This is a genomic window from Chroococcidiopsis sp. SAG 2025 (genome assembly GCF_032860985.1).
In the GTDB taxonomy this organism is placed as follows: domain Bacteria; phylum Cyanobacteriota; class Cyanobacteriia; order Cyanobacteriales; family Chroococcidiopsidaceae; genus Chroococcidiopsis.
Map to the genome: position 1 here is coordinate 6432845 of NZ_JAOCNC010000001.1, position 17686 is coordinate 6450530.

At 44.5% G+C, this 17686-nt stretch carries 16 protein-coding genes; all 16 read right to left on the reverse strand.

Annotated elements, in window-relative coordinates:
• Nucleotides 1–10 precede the first annotated feature (10 nt).
• Nucleotides 11–1261 carry a glycosyltransferase family 4 protein gene (locus N4J56_RS31335; protein ID WP_317110264.1) on the reverse strand — a complete coding sequence of 417 codons (1251 nt, stop codon included), beginning with the start codon at nucleotides 1259–1261 and terminating at the stop codon, nucleotides 11–13.
• A gap of 39 nt (nucleotides 1262–1300) precedes the next feature.
• Complete coding sequence (locus N4J56_RS31340) at nucleotides 1301–2050, reverse strand: FkbM family methyltransferase (RefSeq protein WP_317110266.1); 750 nt, start codon at nucleotides 2048–2050, stop codon at nucleotides 1301–1303.
• A gap of 40 nt (nucleotides 2051–2090) precedes the next feature.
• Nucleotides 2091–3233, reverse strand: coding sequence for a glycosyltransferase family 1 protein (locus tag N4J56_RS31345; RefSeq protein WP_317110268.1), 1143 nt, complete (start codon nucleotides 3231–3233; stop codon nucleotides 2091–2093).
• Nucleotides 3234–3261: 28 nt separating this feature from the next.
• Entirely contained in the window at nucleotides 3262–4482 is a 1221-nt protein-coding gene (locus N4J56_RS31350) for a glycosyltransferase (protein WP_317110270.1), read from the reverse strand.
• Nucleotides 4483–4489: 7 nt separating this feature from the next.
• Complete coding sequence (locus tag N4J56_RS31355) at nucleotides 4490–5584, reverse strand: glycosyltransferase family 2 protein (RefSeq protein WP_317110271.1); 1095 nt, start codon at nucleotides 5582–5584, stop codon at nucleotides 4490–4492.
• Between the two features lie 61 nt (nucleotides 5585–5645).
• A complete protein-coding gene (locus N4J56_RS31360; RefSeq protein WP_317110273.1) occupies nucleotides 5646–6812 on the reverse strand; it encodes a glycosyltransferase in 1167 nt (388 codons plus the stop codon).
• 101 nt (nucleotides 6813–6913) lie between these two features.
• Nucleotides 6914–7984, reverse strand: coding sequence for a hypothetical protein (locus N4J56_RS31365; protein WP_317110275.1), 1071 nt, complete (start codon nucleotides 7982–7984; stop codon nucleotides 6914–6916).
• 21 nt (nucleotides 7985–8005) lie between these two features.
• Nucleotides 8006–8248: a hypothetical protein gene (locus N4J56_RS31370; protein WP_317110277.1), complete on the reverse strand. Its 243-nt coding sequence runs from the start codon at nucleotides 8246–8248 to the stop codon at nucleotides 8006–8008.
• 61 nt (nucleotides 8249–8309) lie between these two features.
• Entirely contained in the window at nucleotides 8310–9668 is a 1359-nt protein-coding gene (locus tag N4J56_RS31375) for a glycosyltransferase family 4 protein (protein ID WP_317110279.1), read from the reverse strand.
• A 47-nt stretch (nucleotides 9669–9715) separates the two neighbouring features.
• Nucleotides 9716–10876, reverse strand: a complete 1161-nt coding sequence (locus N4J56_RS31380; RefSeq protein ID WP_317110281.1) for a DegT/DnrJ/EryC1/StrS family aminotransferase — start codon at nucleotides 10874–10876, stop codon at nucleotides 9716–9718.
• Nucleotides 10869–11804: an NAD-dependent epimerase/dehydratase family protein gene (locus N4J56_RS31385; RefSeq protein WP_317110282.1), complete on the reverse strand. Its 936-nt coding sequence runs from the start codon at nucleotides 11802–11804 to the stop codon at nucleotides 10869–10871. Before N4J56_RS31385 ends, N4J56_RS31380 begins: the two co-directional genes overlap by 8 nt.
• Complete coding sequence (locus N4J56_RS31390; protein ID WP_317104593.1) at nucleotides 11795–13063, reverse strand: IS701 family transposase; 1269 nt, start codon at nucleotides 13061–13063, stop codon at nucleotides 11795–11797. The genes N4J56_RS31385 and N4J56_RS31390 overlap by 10 nt, the downstream gene beginning before the upstream one ends.
• A gap of 161 nt (nucleotides 13064–13224) precedes the next feature.
• Entirely contained in the window at nucleotides 13225–13920 is a 696-nt protein-coding gene (locus N4J56_RS31395; protein WP_317110283.1) for an acyltransferase, read from the reverse strand.
• A complete protein-coding gene (locus N4J56_RS31400; protein ID WP_317110285.1) occupies nucleotides 13893–14954 on the reverse strand; it encodes a DegT/DnrJ/EryC1/StrS family aminotransferase in 1062 nt (353 codons plus the stop codon). The genes N4J56_RS31395 and N4J56_RS31400 overlap by 28 nt, the downstream gene beginning before the upstream one ends.
• Nucleotides 14955–15130: 176 nt before the next feature.
• Complete coding sequence (locus N4J56_RS31405) at nucleotides 15131–16267, reverse strand: IS4 family transposase (protein ID WP_410500401.1); 1137 nt, start codon at nucleotides 16265–16267, stop codon at nucleotides 15131–15133.
• Between the two features lie 239 nt (nucleotides 16268–16506).
• Nucleotides 16507–17634, reverse strand: coding sequence for a Gfo/Idh/MocA family oxidoreductase (locus tag N4J56_RS31410; RefSeq protein WP_317110286.1), 1128 nt, complete (start codon nucleotides 17632–17634; stop codon nucleotides 16507–16509).
• Between the last annotated feature and the right edge of the window lie 52 nt (nucleotides 17635–17686).

Genomic DNA, 17686 nt, shown 5'->3' on the forward strand with positions numbered 1-17686 from the left:
ATTTTAGGAGTTATTTAGTCATTCTGGCTCCTGGCTTCTGACTCCTGGCTTCTGTATAAAGCTTGTTCAAATCTTCGCCGATAACGTTCCAGCTATAGTTTTGACTGACTCGGTTTCGTCCAGCAAGACCCATACTAATTCTCAGTTCTGGATCTTTAACTAAGTGAATCATGCTGGCTGCGAGGTCGCGTACAGCTTGATATGGTTCGAGAGCTGGAACCTTAAAACCAGTTTCCTCTGTTACCTGAATTGCTGGACCTCCTAAATCCAAACAGAGAACGGGACGACCTGCTGCCATTGCTTCCATACATACCCATCCTCCAGAATCGTGCAAACTGGGATGAACTAATACGTGGCAATCTCTTAAGAGGTCTAAAGCTTTTTCACGCGGTAATTTGCCCCAGAATTTTACTTTGCGATCGATGCCCAAATCTCGTGCTAGAATTTGCAGGCGATCGCATTCCGGTCCTTCTCCCACAATCCAGTACTCTGTATTAGGTAAATTTGCTTGAGCGAAGGCACGTAGTCCCAGATGAAAGCCTTTCCAGTGTAAAAGCCTACCGATACTGATAAACCTGACTTGTGTTTCGTCAGGTATTTCATATTGAGTCAGAAGCGCCATATCTTCTTCAGGTAATCCGAATCCTGGCAAGATTTGTACCTGCTTTGCGCCTATTTTATGGAGCCGCTCGGCTGTATCTTTGGTTGTTGCTCGGACTACAGTACTCTTTTTAGTAGTCAGATGTACGAAGGGATCTAGCTCTCCCAACTTGCGAATTAAGCTACGGGTAATTTCGTAAATTTTGGCTTTCCAGCTAAAATCCTCCCAGAAGGTATTCGGCGCAGACTCTCCACCTCCTACTGGTCCCCAGATGAAGGGAGATGGTAGCAAAGATAGAAAGCAAGGAATGCTGTACTTCATAAAAGTAACATGGTGCATCAGGTCAAAGCTAATTTTCTGATGCAGGCGACGAGCAACAAAATATGCTTGAATTTGCCATAAGTAATAATGCAGTTGTATTCCACCAGATTGTCCCCATCGGCGGCTGTCACGCCAAAAGGGGAGAGTGAAATAAATAAAGTGAAGGTTGGGAATGGGGTTACGTGCTAGTTCTGCCTCAATCTCATTCTGACTTTCGTCAGGTCGAGTGAGTACCCAGACTTCGTGATATTTAGCAGCTTCGCGAGCAATATTCCACCCTACACCAGGTTCAGAACCCATACCTGGTTCGCAGGAGTATGCAGATATTAATATTTTCATGGTCGGGAGCGGGAATAAGGTTATAAGATTTTGCGTTAACTAGCTTTGGGAAGGCTGGAAAATAAAGTTGCAGATATACGTTTTTCCTAGAGAGGATAACCCGGCATAATTCTCGATGTTTTGGTGTTTTCTGAGAGAGAAGTTATCTAAACTCTTAAACTCTCCATCTAGCAAGAAGAAACCTTTGTAACCTAAAGCTAGAATTTTCGCAAATATCTCAGAAATATCGCAATCTGGATGATGTTTTTGTTCAATTTCAATCAGAAGATTTGGACGTTGAGCTATCAATAAATTTTTGGCTCCATCAATTGTAGCCGCTTCATGTCCCTCTACGTCAATTTTGATAAAACCAACGTTTGTATGACCTTGCTCGTCAAGTATTTTTAATGGAACTTGATATGTTTTACTACCTTGAGGAACAGCTTTTTCTTCTAAGCTTCCAAGTTGGTCGTATAAAAAGTTATCGACAAGTGGGATTGATAAATTTGCTTGTCCCGACCGATTGGAAAGAGCGATCGCGTAAACACTCACATTGGAACGACCCGATTTATGAATAAATTCTGCTAGTTCTGGATTGGGTTCGTAAGCAAATACATGGCGCGAAAGCCGAGCTAGAAAATAAGTATAAATTCCTTTATTTGCCCCAATGTCGATACTGTTTTTCTGCCGATCGACAAGCGATTTAAGTATTTTTAACTCAGGCTCACCTTTACGGTAGTGCATCGCAGCCATTAAGTGAATAACAGCCGAAGGGGGTAATGTTCTTCTAACTAAATCTTTTGTAGACATTGCAATCATTTTACTACTTTTTCCTCGTTGTAATTTTTAATTAATTATTAGAAACACTCCGATTACTGGACGATCTAGCACTTAGTAATTCTTCATAAACTTTAGCTACTTGCTCTGCTGTTTTTTCCCAGGTGAATGACTTAACTCTGTGCAAACTTTTGTTTACAAGCTCTTGATAGTACATCGGATCTTTTTGCAGACAAATTACTGCGTCTGCAATTTCTATCGGATTGTTTGGGTTAACTAAAATTCCAGCATCACCAACAACTTCAGGCATAGCAGAGACATTAGAAGTAATGACAGGAGTACCGCAAGCCATTGCTTCTAAAATAGTGATTCCAAACCCTTCGTGTAATGAAGGAGCAATTAGAACATTAGCAGCATTATATAACTGTATTAAGGTGGATTTATCTGGTTTTCCAAAATATTTAATCCATTTGGTTAAGTTATGACTTTGGATAAACTCTTTTTGCTCGGTGTTAAAATCCGACCCTACTTTCCAAAATTGTATTGGCAAACCTTGTTGAACTAAAACTGCTACTGCTTGTAAAATCTTAGAAAGATTTTTACGGGGATGATTTACGCCAACATTTAAAAGACAAAATGTTTCCTTTGCAATTACCTGCCGAGCGCGAAATGACTCAACTTCCACTTTAGGTAGAGGTCTAAATATGGCTTCAACAGCATTAGGAATGACACTAATACGCGCTGGCTCAATATCTAATATTTGAGCTGTATCTTGAGCGGTTGCACTGGAAACAGCAATGATGCGATCGGCATATTTCATACCTTCAACAGCATAGATCCAAGCATTTCTACTAACTAGCGGTAATTGTACCGAACCTTTAAGATTATCGCGGTAGAAAAAGTTAATCAGGTCGTGACAAGTAACGATCGCAGGTTGACCAGTCTGCTTTAACCAATAGACGAGATGAGCATCACAAGGTTCGATAATATGAAAAATATCTGCTACTTGCTGTTTAACTTTACGAGGATAGCGCCAGAAACGTTCGTAGTATTTCTGCACTCTCAGCAACCAGGATGAATTAGTGCGATCGAAAGAACGCGGTGCTAATTCAATGATTTCCCAATCTGGACGGACAGCTTTGAGTCCTGAAATTAAACCGTTGGTATGGACATCAATGCTAAATTCAGCCATTGTTCGTGCGATCGCAACACGCATTTTTAAACCTCTTATTAGTTATCATTTATCAGCGATCGGTGATCGCTCCCCACTCCCTATTCCCTACTCCCCATTCCCTCAATGTTTGCCATAGTTGAAGCGATCGTGCTGCAATTCGTTCGTGAGAGTAGTGCTGTTGCACTCTGTTCAAACAGTAACTTTTTACTTCTTGTCGCCAATTTGGTTCGCAAATTAGCCGCTCTAAAATTGCTGCTAATTGATGTGCGTCTTCTTCTGGAAATACTAAGTCAGCTCGTCCGATCGCGTGAGGAATTTCGCCACTGGTAGAGCCGATAACAGGCACACCCATTGCCATTGCTTCAATTAATACATGACCGAACTGTTCTTTCCAGGTGGGAGTCGTGCGTGAGGGAAGTACGAGTACGTCAAATTGTGCAATTGCGATCGGTGCTGCTTCGTGTGGTACTGCTTTTTCCCAAATTACCAAGTCAGCAATCTGCTGTTTTTCTGCTTCCTGACGCAAATCTGCTTCACTCGTACCAGAACCGCAGAGGATAACGCGACAATTGAAACCCCGTTGTCGCAGTTGACTAACAGCGGTAAATAAGATGTCTATTCCTTTTCCCGCCACAAATCGTCCTAAAAAACCGATATGAAACTCTTGGCGATCGCCTTGGGATAATTGCGGCGCGAATAAATTCGTGTCTACTCCCATCTGAGGCATAATTGCGATCTCTCTTGTATACCCCCAATGACGCAATAAATCGGCTCCTTCATGATTTCCAGCAATGATGGCGCTGGCTGAATTCAGCACAAATTGACGCACCCAATGGCGAAATCTGGGTAGGTTGCGATCCATATTTTCCCAACCAAACACAACTAATTGCTTGCTTATTATTCGCGTCCAAATTGCTAGTTCAAACGCGCACATTGAGAAGACTTCTTCTTCGACTTGTACTATGTCAGGTTGAAAATCGTTCAGCACTTGCCAAACTCGCCAAGGTGCGTAAATATGAGCGCCGCCACGACCAGCAAACAACACAGGTGCGCTGTAAATTTGGATTTTTGAGTACGGTTTTTCTAGTTCAAGTCGGCGATTCCATTCCAATGCTTTCCAGTTATTAGGAGCCAATAAACCGACTTCAATTCCATCAATTTCTGCGATCGCCTGAAGTTTTCCCTGATTTACACCTACTATATAGGCATGGCTGACAAAAAGAACGCGCAGACAAGAGTTACTTTTACGTTCTTGTTTTTTTCTATGAATAATTTTTTCTACTACTTTCATTTATTTATTATTTCTGAATAGTTAATGTTTGATTAGCGAAAAGCTCTGCTCGATTTGCCCGCGACTGAATTTTTTTAATTATCCAAGCGATCGCTTTGGGGCGAAAATGCGGCGCGTATAACCAAGCGATCGCTGGTTTTGCTAAAGCTAAAGGCATAAATCCCACCCAAATAAACCAGAGACTATAGATCGATCGTTTTTGCCAATTAAAGTGCGAGTATTTCCAAAGCGAACGGATTCCCTGATAGACAAGTGAGAGAGGACGATCTGAGGGAATTGGATGATTTTGAGGATCTAACCGTAAGGAAATAATCCGCGACCATAATCGCCCGATAGCTCTTTGTTCTAAATCTTTTGGTAATTTATATCCTAATTCGCTTGCTTTTTGTAATAGCAGGGAATAGTTTTGTAAATCGTGCCGGACAAATCTCTGAAAGCGATCGCCTGTTACTGTAGCTAAAGCCCACTGATTGCTATGATGAATTCGGTAAACACCTAAAGGTTCTTCAATTGCTGCTACTTCTCCATAAAAAGGAATCGAAATTGATAAGTAATCGTCAGCGGTTAGCTTATATTCATCGGGAATCGGGAAGACTTGTTCTAGTGCTTTGCGATTAAGTGCGTTGCCACTAGTAGGCGTGCTAGCATAACCACCAACTTCTAGTAATCTGCACCATACCTCGCCAGTCGATAATAATGCACCTTGCGGACAGGAGTATCCTAGAGATTGACTAAAGGTATCAACTACATTTAAGCGGTAATGTACTTTAGCTAAATGTGGTTTCCAGATAGAAACTATGCGTTCGACAGTATGAGGAAAAAGATAATCGTCAGAGTCTAAGAAGATAATAATTTCACCTTGACTTATAGCAAATCCACTATTAAAAGCGGCTGCTTGTTTGCCATTTTCTTGCAGAATGGAAATGATGCGATCGCCGTAACTAGCAATAATATTGCGAGAATTATCTGTAGATCCGTCATCGACAACAATGACTTCAGTATGAGGATAAGTTTGACTTAAGGCACTATCAATTGCTTCTGCTAAAAAGCGCTCGTAGTTATAGTTATTGATGACAATGCTAACTAATAGTTTAGTTTTCATAGAAATAACTCTTACAAATAACTCTTAAAAGCAAATAGATTAGCCCCTGAATTCTCCAGTTCTAATTTAGGTTGTCTACCAGTAATTTTTTCACGGTTTTTCCAGCCACCTTCCAGTTAAGCCGCGTCTGATATTCATTAAAGGTAGAAAGTGCCAGATCTTTGTATTCTTTATAGTTAGTAAATAGATGAATTACATATTTACAGTAATCCGAAATATCGGCTTCTTTGTCAAATGTTGCACCATTTAAACCTGTTCTAATAATTGTCGGAATTCCACCAACTTTAGTGGACAGACAAGGCACGCCTAGTGAATTAGCTTCGCATAAAACAATGGGCGAACAATCTGCAAGTGAGGGCAAAATTAGCAAGTGAGATTCGCCAATAAGTTGATGAATTTTCTCTTGACCTTCGCGACTAGATTTACTAATAAAACCCAAAGGTTTAACAAAACTAGGTAGAGAACCTTCTACAATAGGATGAGAGCCAATAACTGTTAGCTCTGTACTTAAACCTAAGTTATTTAACTCCTGAGCAACCTTAAGGGCAATATCTCCCCCCTTACGGAACCAATCAACTCCAATAAATAGCAATTTACATGGCTTTAAGGGTCTGAGTTCAATTAAATCTTTAACTTCATAAAGAGTTTTACTACTTTCAATGTTTGCCCCAAAAGGTACAACTTTTACTTTTGCTGGATCGGCTTGGTAATATTCAATAGCGGTTTGAGCTGCCCATTCAGATGAATAAATTGCTAGCTTAGATTTCTGGAGAGCAGTTTTTTCCATTAAATGTCCGTTGCTAATTGACTCCTGACATAGATTGCTATATTGGGGATAAAAATCTATTAAGTTAGCAAAAGTCGCATCCGCCCAGAAAACAATTGGCTGTTGGCATTCAAGATAGGCGATCGGATCTACCGTGGCACTAAATATGATATTTGCATCGCTTTGAGCTAGTTTTTTAGAAACCTGATTGGCGTAATTCTTAAGAAGTATCGGTTCCGTAGTTTTGATATAAGTTTTGTGAAAAAGCTCGTGATAGTGACGCTTCAATTTTAGCCGAGCTTTCAACGTCAATTTATTTTTTAGAGAACCAATATACTCTATGTCACTGGCGAACTGGTGCTTGAGTGACTGAGCTATGTAATAACCTGTTCCCGACCATTCATTACAGCCTTGCGTACCTAAAGAGCGAGCATTATAGGTGGTTGTGTATGCTATCTTCATGGTTTTTATAATTCCTATACCTTAAAACCAATATTTTTATATTTTTGTGATTTTACACATGCAAAACTCAAGTAAAAATTACTATCTGCGACTTGAGAACGTTAAGCTACTTTTCCCGCGAACAGTTTTTCTACACAGTTGAATACCTGCGATTTTAGGAAGTAGTAACTTGGGCGGAATGAAAGGAAAGAACGACGTGTATTAAAAAAGACTTGCTGTTGCCAAGGCGACATCGAACACCAATTTCTATAGGCTGGAATTGCACTATTTATCAAAAAATCCTGCCATTTTATAACTATCTGCTCCGCTCGTGTTTCTTTAGCCCGTATCCAACCATTTTCAACCATAGCGCGACGTATTTCTTTGTTATCTCGAAGACACTTAAGCGATGAAATAACCTCTGTTAAAGAAGTTGCTTCTAGATAATCGCGATCGCTTTTGCGCTCAGCTCGAAATGCAGATTCATAACCTAAAATTGCTGGTACGCCAGCGTGCCATGCATTATATAGTTTTGATGCGGGCTTGCCTCTAAAATAATTTTTACGACCAAATTCTCTGACAGCCAAGACGACATCAATATCACTGTAGTCATGCCAAGAATCATGAGCGAGTTTCTTCTGAAATCGCAAGCCTAAAACGTCTAGTTGCTCGTGCCAAAACTGACCTCGAAATTCAGAAACTAAATTTGTTTCATTTCCAATAAAAGCAACATTTTCAAAAGTATCTCCGCGCTGAGGATCGCGAGGCATGAGAGAAGATTGCGTCCAGTGAGGAATAAAGTAACTTTCCCAAAGTGTCAAAAATCTTCTGGGTATTGCTTGGTACGGATTTTGCACGACATGCATCTGTGCGTAAGGATGTCGATCCACATCTGCTCTTAAGCAAACAATCAGTAATTTTGGACTTGGCTGTATAGAATCATCCAAAAAATCGCGGTGAGATAAAACAATCCCTCGATCGGGCATTGTTTGTACTAATTGGCAAGGAAATCCATAATCATTGAGATAAAGATAAGTTTGCAATGTCCAAATACAACCGCCACCCGCCATCGGAGATATCGAACGGTGAAAAGACAGCCACTGCCAGAAAAAATTAGCAGTTTGCGGTAAATCGCCAGCAGGTAATTTGCTTTGCGGAATATAGAAATAAATTGGTGGTAAGTTTTTAAGCATAGAATTTGTAAAACTGAAAATCTAGCGTTTTTGTAAAGAACGCCAATCTAAGTAGTTGCGCCGCAATAAGTAATAGCGCGATCGCAATTTTTCTGGTAGTAGAACATTCAGCGGATTATTACGAAAGCCGTATTTTTTAACCAATCTGAACCACAACTGTAGCCGTTGTTTGAATGGCATCAGTGGCATATGCCAATGCATAACTGTTTTTATATCGGTTTGATTGACGCTTGGTAAGAAGAGATCCGGCTCACCTAAAGACATCTCATCGATTAAATCTAAGGTTGCAGCTTTTTTCGGTAGAGCTACAACATAAGAATAAAGATCAGTTCAAAGCATTCTGCCAATGACTACCCCAATGAGTTGCGGCTATTTTATTTCTGGTGGCTTCCCCAAGCGATAGACGAAACTCTTCATCTTCAACTAAATGGGATAAAACTGCTGTATACTCTTCGAGATCCCGCACTCGAATCAAATTGCCAGTCAAACCAGGCATATCAGAGCCAAGAACGCCGCATAGATCGGAGGAGTATGGATAACGGCTCACTGAGGGTACGCCGTAGCTGCCAGCTTCTAGTATGGATGTAATGGAAACGAAAGGAAACGAGTCAACATAGATGTCGGCAGCTTGATAAAATACAGCGGTATCTTTAGTTTCTCCCAAGACTCGAATTCTTCCCTGGGTTTGCTGGATCGCTGGCGACCAATCTTCGTCACTATGACCTGCACCGATCGCAACCAAGATCGCTCGATCGTATCGCTTTAGTAATTCAACGTGGGCATCAGCAAAATTAACGCCATCAACTGTTTTATATTTAACTGCTCTGGCAATGGAGAGCAGCATGATACTGTTTTCGTCAATTCCAAGTTGTTGCTTGGCTTGCGATCGCGACAGTTTTCTATCAGCTGGTTCTAAAATCGTCGATAGAAGCAGGTTACGTTTTGCCTCAATCCCTCGGCGCTGTTGAGATAGATGCATTCCAGACTCGCGGAGATTCGCGATCGCGTCACTGATAGCAGCTCCTACCCAAAACCAATGGTCGCCGTGATTTGTATAGACAATTGCTGGAGATTGTGCTTTATTAGCAAATGCAATTGTTGGTACAACGTCGTACTCCCAGGTATGTAGCACGACGATATCTGCGGTTGCGGCACATTCGCGTAGCCTTTTGGCACGAGAGATAATCCCGCCACTGCGGTCGTTTAATACGTAGATCTTGCCCTGGCTATTGGATACGGCATCTTTCAGGTCTTGAGGAATTTCGTTCGGTGCTTGCCTCGTTAAAGCAACCGAGTGCGATCGCTCGGTATCCTGTTGAATCCAGCGCCGCATTAATCTGGGTATACCACCGATATTAGAAAGATGGGTTGATACGTGAAGTACGTGCTTCACCGTTTTGGGCAACGAAGAATCCTTTTGAGGATCGAGAGCGCTCGGGATTGCCTTGCGTCCAATGGTGAGGAGGAGCTGCTCTAGCTCGGAGCTGACGAAAAAACCACAATGGTTCAATTGAGCGTAGTTGGCTGCAATCTGCCCGTACACTGCTGCTGCTTCGTAGTTGCCTTGCTGCGCTAAGTCTTTTGCTTGCGAGATCAGGCTGCGAAACGCCGCAAAATTTTGTGGGATCAGGCGGCGACCTTCTGCTTGCCAAAGGCTGAGTGTTTTGTTAGCTAGTGTTTCCATATACTTTCTCTCGATCTGCTCCTGCTAGATTGCACTCAGCACAACACTTAAAGACAAACAGTTTTCAAAACCGCGATCGCGCGATCTTGTTCCGGCTCGGTCATTTGGTGGAAAAGTGGTAAGATGATGGCGCGATCGGTAGCTTCTTCGCTTTCTATTAGGCGATCGCTACCGCAAGACCAAGCTTCACTTTGATATGCCTCTTCGCGATGGGCGCACATAATCCCGCGTCGCGTGGAAATTCCTGCATCCAACATCGCCTGCATGACTTGCACCTGGTGGCATTCCTCTGGTAGACGGACGCAATAGCTCTGCCAGTTACTTTTTGCCCAATTTGGCTCGGTGGGCAATTTCAAGCCCCGCACCTCTGAGAGCTGTTGTTGGTATCGCTGTGCTAAGTAGCGGCGGCGTGCGACAATCTCCGGCAAGCGCTTGAGCTGTTCCCGTCCTACTGCTGCCTGAATGTCAGTCATCCGGTAGTTGTAGCCCAACATCGGGTAAGTCTCGAAAATCACTTGTTTCGCGCCGTGGCGTATAGTATCGGGAACGCTCATGCCGTGTTGTCGCCACAGACGAAACTGCCGCTCCCATTCAGGATTGCTGGTGGTTAGCATTCCACCATCACCAGTCGTAATTACCTTGCGGGGATGGAAGGAAAAGCAGGCAATATCGCCGTGTGGTTTGCCGATTTTTTCCCACTGTCCTTCCCAGAGAATTTCACTGCCAATGGCGCAGGCTGCATCTTCGATAACTGGTAAATTGTAGCGACCGGCAACGTCCACAATCGCTTTGAGGTCGCAAGGCATTCCCATCTGGTGGACGACGAGAATCGCGCGGGTGCAATCGCTCACCACCGCTTCAATTAAAGTCGGATTAATGTTGTAAGTATGCGGCTCGATATCGACAAATACGGGGATCGCACCGCAGTATCGGATACTATTGGCAGTCGCAATATAAGAATGACTGACGGTAATGACCTCATCCCCAGGCTGCACGCCCACGGCTAACAAAGCTGGATGTAATGCCGTGGTACAGTTAGAAACCGCACAAGCAGACTTTGCCCCCACATAGGCTGCAAACTCTTGCTCGAAAGCGGTGACTTCGGGTCCTTGCGTCACCCAGCCGGACATAATCGCCCGCTTAGCGGCATCTGCCTCGGCTTCACTCATCCAAGGTTTGGCGATCGGGATTTGCCTCTGTTCAGACATTGCTTGTTTCCTTTGCCAGCTTTTGTTCGCGCCACCATTTGACGAGCTGACACAATCCCTCTTCTAGAGAGACTTGTGCTTCAAAACCTAGTAATTCTTTCGCTTTGCTCGGATCTGCTAGTCGCCGCTGCACGGGGTTAACTTTGCGTTCTGGACCGTACTCTGGCTGCAAATCCGCTCCCATCACCCTAGCCAAACTGTAGGCAAGGTCGTTCAAACTGCTTTCCACACCGCTAGCAATGTTAAATACTTCATCCGTCACATCGGCTTTAGCCGCCAAAATGTTTGCTCTAGCGATATCTTCGATATAGACAAAATCCATTGTCTGCTTGCCATCACCGAAAATCAGTGGCGGTTGACCTGCGGCTATGCGTTCCATCCAGCGAATCAGAACTTCGGTGTAAACGCCATAAATATCCATGCGCGGACCGTAAACGTTGAAGTAACGCAAGGCTACGTAGTCCAACCCGTACATGTCGTAGAAGCTGCGTAGGAGTCCTTCGTTAAAAGTCTTAGCTGCACCGTAAATCGTGCGGTTGTTGTAGGGATGGTGCTTCTCAGTAGTAGGAAATGCTTCTGCCATGCCGTAGATTGAGGCGGAGGAGGCAGCGACTACCTTTTTCACTCCAGCATTGACCGCCGCTTCTAGGACGTTGAAAGTCCCATTAGCTAGAACTTCCATCGTTAGGCGGGGTTCTTGAGCGCATTGAGTGATGCGGATCGCTGCCTGGTGGAAGACGATATCCACACCTTGCATGATATCGGCAAGCAGTTGGCGATCGCGAATGTCACCTTCGACAATGACTAAATGTCCGCGTTCTTGCGCTTGAGCTAAGTTTTGGCGCTGTCCGCGAGTAAAGTCATCCAAAACTATAATTTCAGCAACTTCTTCTTTAACTAATGGGACTTTAAAACTTTCTAAGCCCAAATATAGCCGAACTTAGCTCTGTGAGAGGCAAATACATCAACATGCTCATTAAGCCAGCGGACCAAACGAAACTCGACTGCGGTGCGGAATGCCTCCAATGCTTCGGCAAAGGTTTGTAAGGGTTTGGTTGCCCAACGTCTGCGGAATCCGCCGGTCAACTGATGCCAAAGGATGAAGGTGTAAGCGATGAACACTAAAACCCAATGACGCTTCATACTCAGAGCATCCCGAACTTGATACTCACTCAAACCCAACCAGCCCTTGGCTTCTCGATAGAAGACCTCCACCCAGTTGCGAGCAGAATATGTTTGAGCTACCCAAGCCGCACTGACTTGGTTGTCAGAGGCATTGGTGAGAAAGTAATCCACCTCCGTCGCTTGCTCGAAACTAGAGGCATTGAGTTGAATCGCCAGCCAGCGAGTGCCTTCGAGCTTCGGAACGTGAACTGGTAACAGCGCCACCCAAACTGTCCGGGGCTGCTCCAGATTGAGTTGCACAGGTGTGAACTGCTCCACTGCCAAGGTTTGAGCAATAGCTTCTAATCCCTGCTTACGAGCAGACTCATCACCTGATGTTTGAGCAGTAACTTGGCGGTTTTTGGCGATTGCTGCCACGTAAGTTAGGTTTCTCGACTCCAACTGCTTGAGAAAAGGCGTGTTATTACCGTAGCCTGCATCAATTACAGTCACACCCGGTCGATAACCGCGCTTCAAGCATTGGTCAACCAAGTCTAGAGCCAGGTCAGGTTTTTTCTGGAAGTTGGGGTCTGCCTTGCCTTGCTCGAATAAACTTGCGTGTTGATAGAGTGCAACATCTAACGGCAGACGTCGCACTCCATCATACAAGTAGGTAGTCAGCAGCACAATACCATTGTCAGTCTTGCCAATCTCCCCAATGTACTGCCGTCCTACCCCATCAGTAGCCGCACCACTTTTGCGATGTCCCGAATCATCTACAATCAATGTGAAACCTTGACTCGGGGTCGTCTGGCGACACTGGTGCATCACCTCCAACCGCCGATTATTTAGCTTGACTTCATCCCAAGGGGCATTGTTGAGAAAATGTCTGAGGCTGTTGTAGGAGCCATCTACTGTATTTGTGACCAGTTGGCTCAGGTTTTTGCGCTGACTCTCACCCAGCAGTCCCCCTAGATAAACACGAAATTCCTGCCGCTGCTTCTGACGCGAAAATACATCATCAAACCGACGACACCAGTTCTCAAAGCACTGCGGCATCGCTGCTGGTACTTGATCTTTCACCTTACGTTGCTCCTGTCGAGACTGACGTAAAACGCAACTCCTACCCGCATTCTAGCTCAATTTGCTCCATCTTTCTTACAAAGTCCCACTAACAAATCGGCAATGTGGGAGCCAACTAACCCAGCACCACCTGTAATTAATACACGTTGATTTTGCATATTTTAATTGCTCTGTGATGGTTCATATCCTTCTCGCCAGCGTAGAAACCGAGCAGGAACGCCAGCAACGACGGCAAATGGTGGTACGTCTTTGGTGACAACGGCTCCAGCACCAACAATACTACCTTTACCAATCGTTACCCCAGGAAGAATGACGGCATTCATCCCTATATCAGCTCCTGATTCTACTTTTACCGATTTAATTTCCAGGTCTGTTTGAATAATCGGAACATCAATTGGGAATGCGGTATGAGTTGAACCAAGCACTTTTGCTCCTGGTCCCCATCCTACATAATCCTCAATTATCAAGTCACGCGCATCAAAGTAACTCTGCGGACCGATCCAAACGTAGTTACCGATCGCGCACCTGCCATCAAAGCGTCCTTGAATGTAGCTCTGCGAACCAATGAAAACGCGATCGCCAATCTCAAATGTTTCTAAATGTTTGAAGCCAACACCACTACCAATCCGAACGCCATGACCGAATTGACGTGCCATTGTACGCCAAATAATTCGCCGCATTAACAAGTCAAAATCACCCTCGCCAATCGTGAAGCGATTGTACAATTCGAGTAATTGGTCATTGCTGTACTGATGGCGCAAATGTTTTGCCATCCCCATTTCAAACTCTGGGTCTGGTTTCAGCTCTTGGGAGCCGTGTGTAGCTGCGACTACCCTACTTTTTGCCAATTCATACATGGAAGATTCTCGCGTACTACAGCACTTACAACTTCTAATTGGTTGAGAGAAAGTTCGGCGTACATGGGTAAAGACAGGACTTCCCTCGCTGCTCGTTCGGTGTGGGGAAAATCTCCCGACTGATATCCTAATTCGGCGTAAGCTGGTTGTAGGTGTACGGGAATGGGGTAGTGAATGCCTGTTTGAATCCCCTGCTTGTGTAGTATCTGTTGCAACCAATCTCGTTGGGGCGATCGCACGGCATAGACGTGGTAAACGTGATAACTGTATGGCATGACAGCAGGAGTAGACACCTCCGAACTTGCCAGTAACTTATCATACTGAGCGGCGTGTGTTCTTCTTGCCTCTGTCCATTTGTCTAAGTGGCGTAACTTCACCCGCAAGATGGCTCCCTGGATGCCATCCATCCGGTAATTGTATCCCTTAAAGACGTGGTGATACTTGCGTTCTTGCCCCCAATCGCGCAGCATCCGCATTTTGCGCTCGTACTCGGGATTGTTGGTGACGACCATACCACCTTCACCACACGCCCCTAAGTTCTTCCCAGGATAAAAGCTGAAACAACCAATGTCGCCAAGGCTACCAACTCGCTGCCCTTTGTACTCGGCTCTGTGTGCTTGTGCCGCATCTTCAATCACCACCAGACCGTGACGGCGAGCGATTTCTAAAATCGGTTCCATGTCGGCTGGTTGTCCGTACAGATGCACTGGTAGAATTGCTTTGGTGCGCTCGCTAATCGCTGCTTCAATCTGGGTTACGTCCATCGTGTATGACACGGGATCGATATCGACGAAGACAGGTTTAGCTCCGGTGTAACAAATTGCTGCCGTGGTGGCGACGAAAGTAAAAGGAACGGTAATCACTTCGTCACCCGTACCAATTCCAGCGGCTAGGAGTGCCAGGTGGAGGGCGCTAGTACCTGTATTGACAGCAATGCCATAATCGGCATTACAGTAATGAGCGAATTCTTCTTCGAGAGCGACGACCTCACTCCCTAGCACAAATTGCGTACTTTCTAAAGCAATACGGTTCATTTAAGGCTACGCTGTGCTGAGGATAAAGAAAATAGGAGGATTGGTTCGGGAGGGGGTGGCTCGATGTCTTGGCTTTTTTGAGCGAAACTTGGATACAGGTTTTTTTACAACTCTGGGATTGGTACGAGAAACTCGTTCAGGTAACAGAGTGTCTAAAATCTCTACAGTTAACCAACTTAAAAAAAGGGGAGTTCTTGTGATTGCAAGCGTTGAAATTTCGGGATAGCACGACGAATAACTCGCAATGTCCCAGTGAAACTCAGACGCAAAGGAGTGATACCCGCGCTCTTTGCAGCTTGAAACATCAATAACCGCACAGCCCAGTGTCCTAACAACCACCCGTAAACTTCCTGCACAACTTCACGCGGTTTTTGAGAGCGAATATGAGTTTTTCGTCCTGATAAATGTACTTTGAGTTCATCAATAGTATTTTCTACTTCCCAGCGTTGATGATATTCAATCGCCAGTAGTTGAGCCGGAAATTTCTCCAATTCCAATAAGCTGGTAATTAAGCGATATCTTAGTTGTTCCTCTGGGTTGTCGGTATTACCAATTGTGTATTCAATCACTCGGACTTGTATGGGCTGGCAAGCTTTTGAGCGGAATTTAGCAGGTGGATAAATCCAACTCAGATAAGAACCATCCGCCAGTGGTTCTTCGCACAAAAACTTGACATTTGCGGGAATTCTTCCTAAATAATCGCTACCAGTTGTGACAGTTGCTTGCACCATTGCATAAGAATGTAACCCTCTGTCCCACATCAACAACATCCCTGAACTCACGGAGCGTAATAATCTTAATGCCCGCACTCGTTCTCCTATTCGATATGGACACATCAATGCATCAAAGATTAAATGTGTTCCTGCTTCTACCAAAATGACTAATCGCAGTTTGGGAAATGCGGCTTGTGTGCCAGGACGGCTGCTCGGACGACCAAAAACTCTCGCATTTTCATCGCTGTCTGGCAGATCGAAGCAAGTCCGATCAATTACCACAATTCGCAATCCATTGAGAAATGCTCCTTTGGTATCGGTGCTAGCCATTGGTCGCACCAGTTGATGGAACAATTGACTCATCACCCTTGGACTTAATCGTTGTCGGGCTTGCGTTATTGCTGATTTACAAAAAACTCGCCAGTATTTCCCCACTTTCACCCATGCTTCGCTCAGCCCATCAATTAAGTTTTTCAGCACATCTCTCATCGAATCTCGTGACCACAGACTCATCGCAATTACCAAACAAATTACCAATTGTGCTGGTAACGAGCGTTTACGTTGTTCACAAACTTTAGTTTTAGCGATCGCTTGCTCGATCTCCGTGGATGGGATGGCTGCCTCTATCGCTTTGAACACATCACTACTTTGTATCGTAGGAGACAACAATGAGAAATCCTTCAGATGCACTACACTCACTTTCCATTCTTGGGAACAATGCTTAATTTACAACACTTTGAGCCTTAACTGAACCGTAGTGGAATCTAAAGCTTTAAAAACAGCAGCATCAATTTCGTCTTTAATGCTCAAGTACTGCGCTTTTAGGTCTACAAATGGGATCATACTGCTACCTCCACTCCGCTTAGTTCAACTAATTGACCTTGCTGCTTGATGGACTGGGTAGCAGCCTCTAGAATTCTGACGACCCGCAGTCCTGCTTCCCCATCGGTAATTGGACGTTTGCCTTGCTGGATGCAATCAACAAAGTGTAATGCCTCGGTTTGCAACGCTTCAGTCATATCTAACTTTGGCGACCACATATCTCCGGTGCGATAGCCAACTAACATTTGGTAAACGTTCTCAGGGCTGCCATTGACTGTAATTCCTTTGTCGTATACCTTAATCTTTTCACTTGGCTCCAAGTCGTCATAACAGATCATTTTTTGACTGCCCCCAAGCAGGGTACGACGAACTTTAACTGGCGCTAGCCAATTCACGTGGATGTGGGCGATCGCGCTGTTATCGAAAAATAATGTTAGGTAGGCAATGTTTTCTGGTTCGCCAGGAATGTGACTCATCCCTGTCGCCGAGACAGCGGTTGGCTTAGCTTGCAACACGTAGTCCATAATCGAGAGGTCGTGGACTGCCAAATCCCAAATCACATTTACATCGTGCTGGAATAGCCCCAAGTTGACCCGGACAGAATCGTAGTAATAAACGTCGCCTATTGCTTTACTGGCAACGAGTTCCTGCATCTTACGGACTGCACCCGTGTAAACAAAGGTGTGATCTACCATCAGTACCAAATTCCGCCGTTGAGCCTCCTCAATCAGTCTGATGGCTTGTTCGGAGCTAACAGTCATTGGTTTTTCGACGAGTACGTGTTTGCCAGCCTGCAAAGCTGCTAAGGCTAAGTCGTAATGAGTCGAAACTGGGGTCGCGATCGCGATCGCATCGATATTTGGATCTGCAAATAAGTCTTGGCTATCTGTCGTTACTTTCACGGCTGGGTAACGCGATTGCACTTTAGCCAGCCTTTCTATTTTAAAATCGCTCACAGCTACGACCTTTGCTCCTGGGAGATCGGCAAAGGTACGGACTAAATTGGGACCCCAATAGCCATAGCCTATGACACCAATATTAATTGTATGAATTGCCGAATTTTGCTTGTCTGTACAAATATTTCCCTGCTCGGGATAAGTACTGAAATCGACATTTTGTGTCAAGCGATCGCGAGTATTTGTCATAGGAGTAGACCAGTAGAAGTAAATTTACACAACTTCAATTGCTAGAGAAACA

Excerpts from the sequence above, each read along its gene's own strand:
- N4J56_RS31350 (WP_317110270.1), bottom strand. The coding sequence starts at position 4,482 with ATGAAAGTAGTAGAAAAAATTATTCATAGAAAAAAACAAGAACGTAAA.
- N4J56_RS31345 (WP_317110268.1), bottom strand. The coding sequence starts at position 3,233 with ATGCGTGTTGCGATCGCACGAACAATGGCTGAATTTAGCATTGATGTC.
- N4J56_RS31400 (WP_317110285.1), bottom strand. The coding sequence starts at position 14,954 with ATGAACCGTATTGCTTTAGAAAGTACGCAATTTGTGCTAGGGAGTGAG.
- N4J56_RS31355 (WP_317110271.1), bottom strand. The coding sequence starts at position 5,584 with ATGAAAACTAAACTATTAGTTAGCATTGTCATCAATAACTATAACTAC.
- N4J56_RS31340 (WP_317110266.1), bottom strand. The coding sequence starts at position 2,050 with ATGTCTACAAAAGATTTAGTTAGAAGAACATTACCCCCTTCGGCTGTT.
- N4J56_RS31365 (WP_317110275.1), bottom strand. The coding sequence starts at position 7,984 with ATGCTTAAAAACTTACCACCAATTTATTTCTATATTCCGCAAAGCAAA.
- N4J56_RS31410 (WP_317110286.1), bottom strand. The coding sequence starts at position 17,634 with ATGACAAATACTCGCGATCGCTTGACACAAAATGTCGATTTCAGTACT.
- N4J56_RS31395 (WP_317110283.1), bottom strand. The coding sequence starts at position 13,920 with ATGTATGAATTGGCAAAAAGTAGGGTAGTCGCAGCTACACACGGCTCC.
- N4J56_RS31335 (WP_317110264.1), bottom strand. The coding sequence starts at position 1,261 with ATGAAAATATTAATATCTGCATACTCCTGCGAACCAGGTATGGGTTCT.
- N4J56_RS31360 (WP_317110273.1), bottom strand. The coding sequence starts at position 6,812 with ATGAAGATAGCATACACAACCACCTATAATGCTCGCTCTTTAGGTACG.
- N4J56_RS31370 (WP_317110277.1), bottom strand. The coding sequence starts at position 8,248 with ATGTCTTTAGGTGAGCCGGATCTCTTCTTACCAAGCGTCAATCAAACC.
- N4J56_RS31375 (WP_317110279.1), bottom strand. The coding sequence starts at position 9,668 with ATGGAAACACTAGCTAACAAAACACTCAGCCTTTGGCAAGCAGAAGGT.
- N4J56_RS31380 (WP_317110281.1), bottom strand. The coding sequence starts at position 10,876 with ATGTCTGAACAGAGGCAAATCCCGATCGCCAAACCTTGGATGAGTGAA.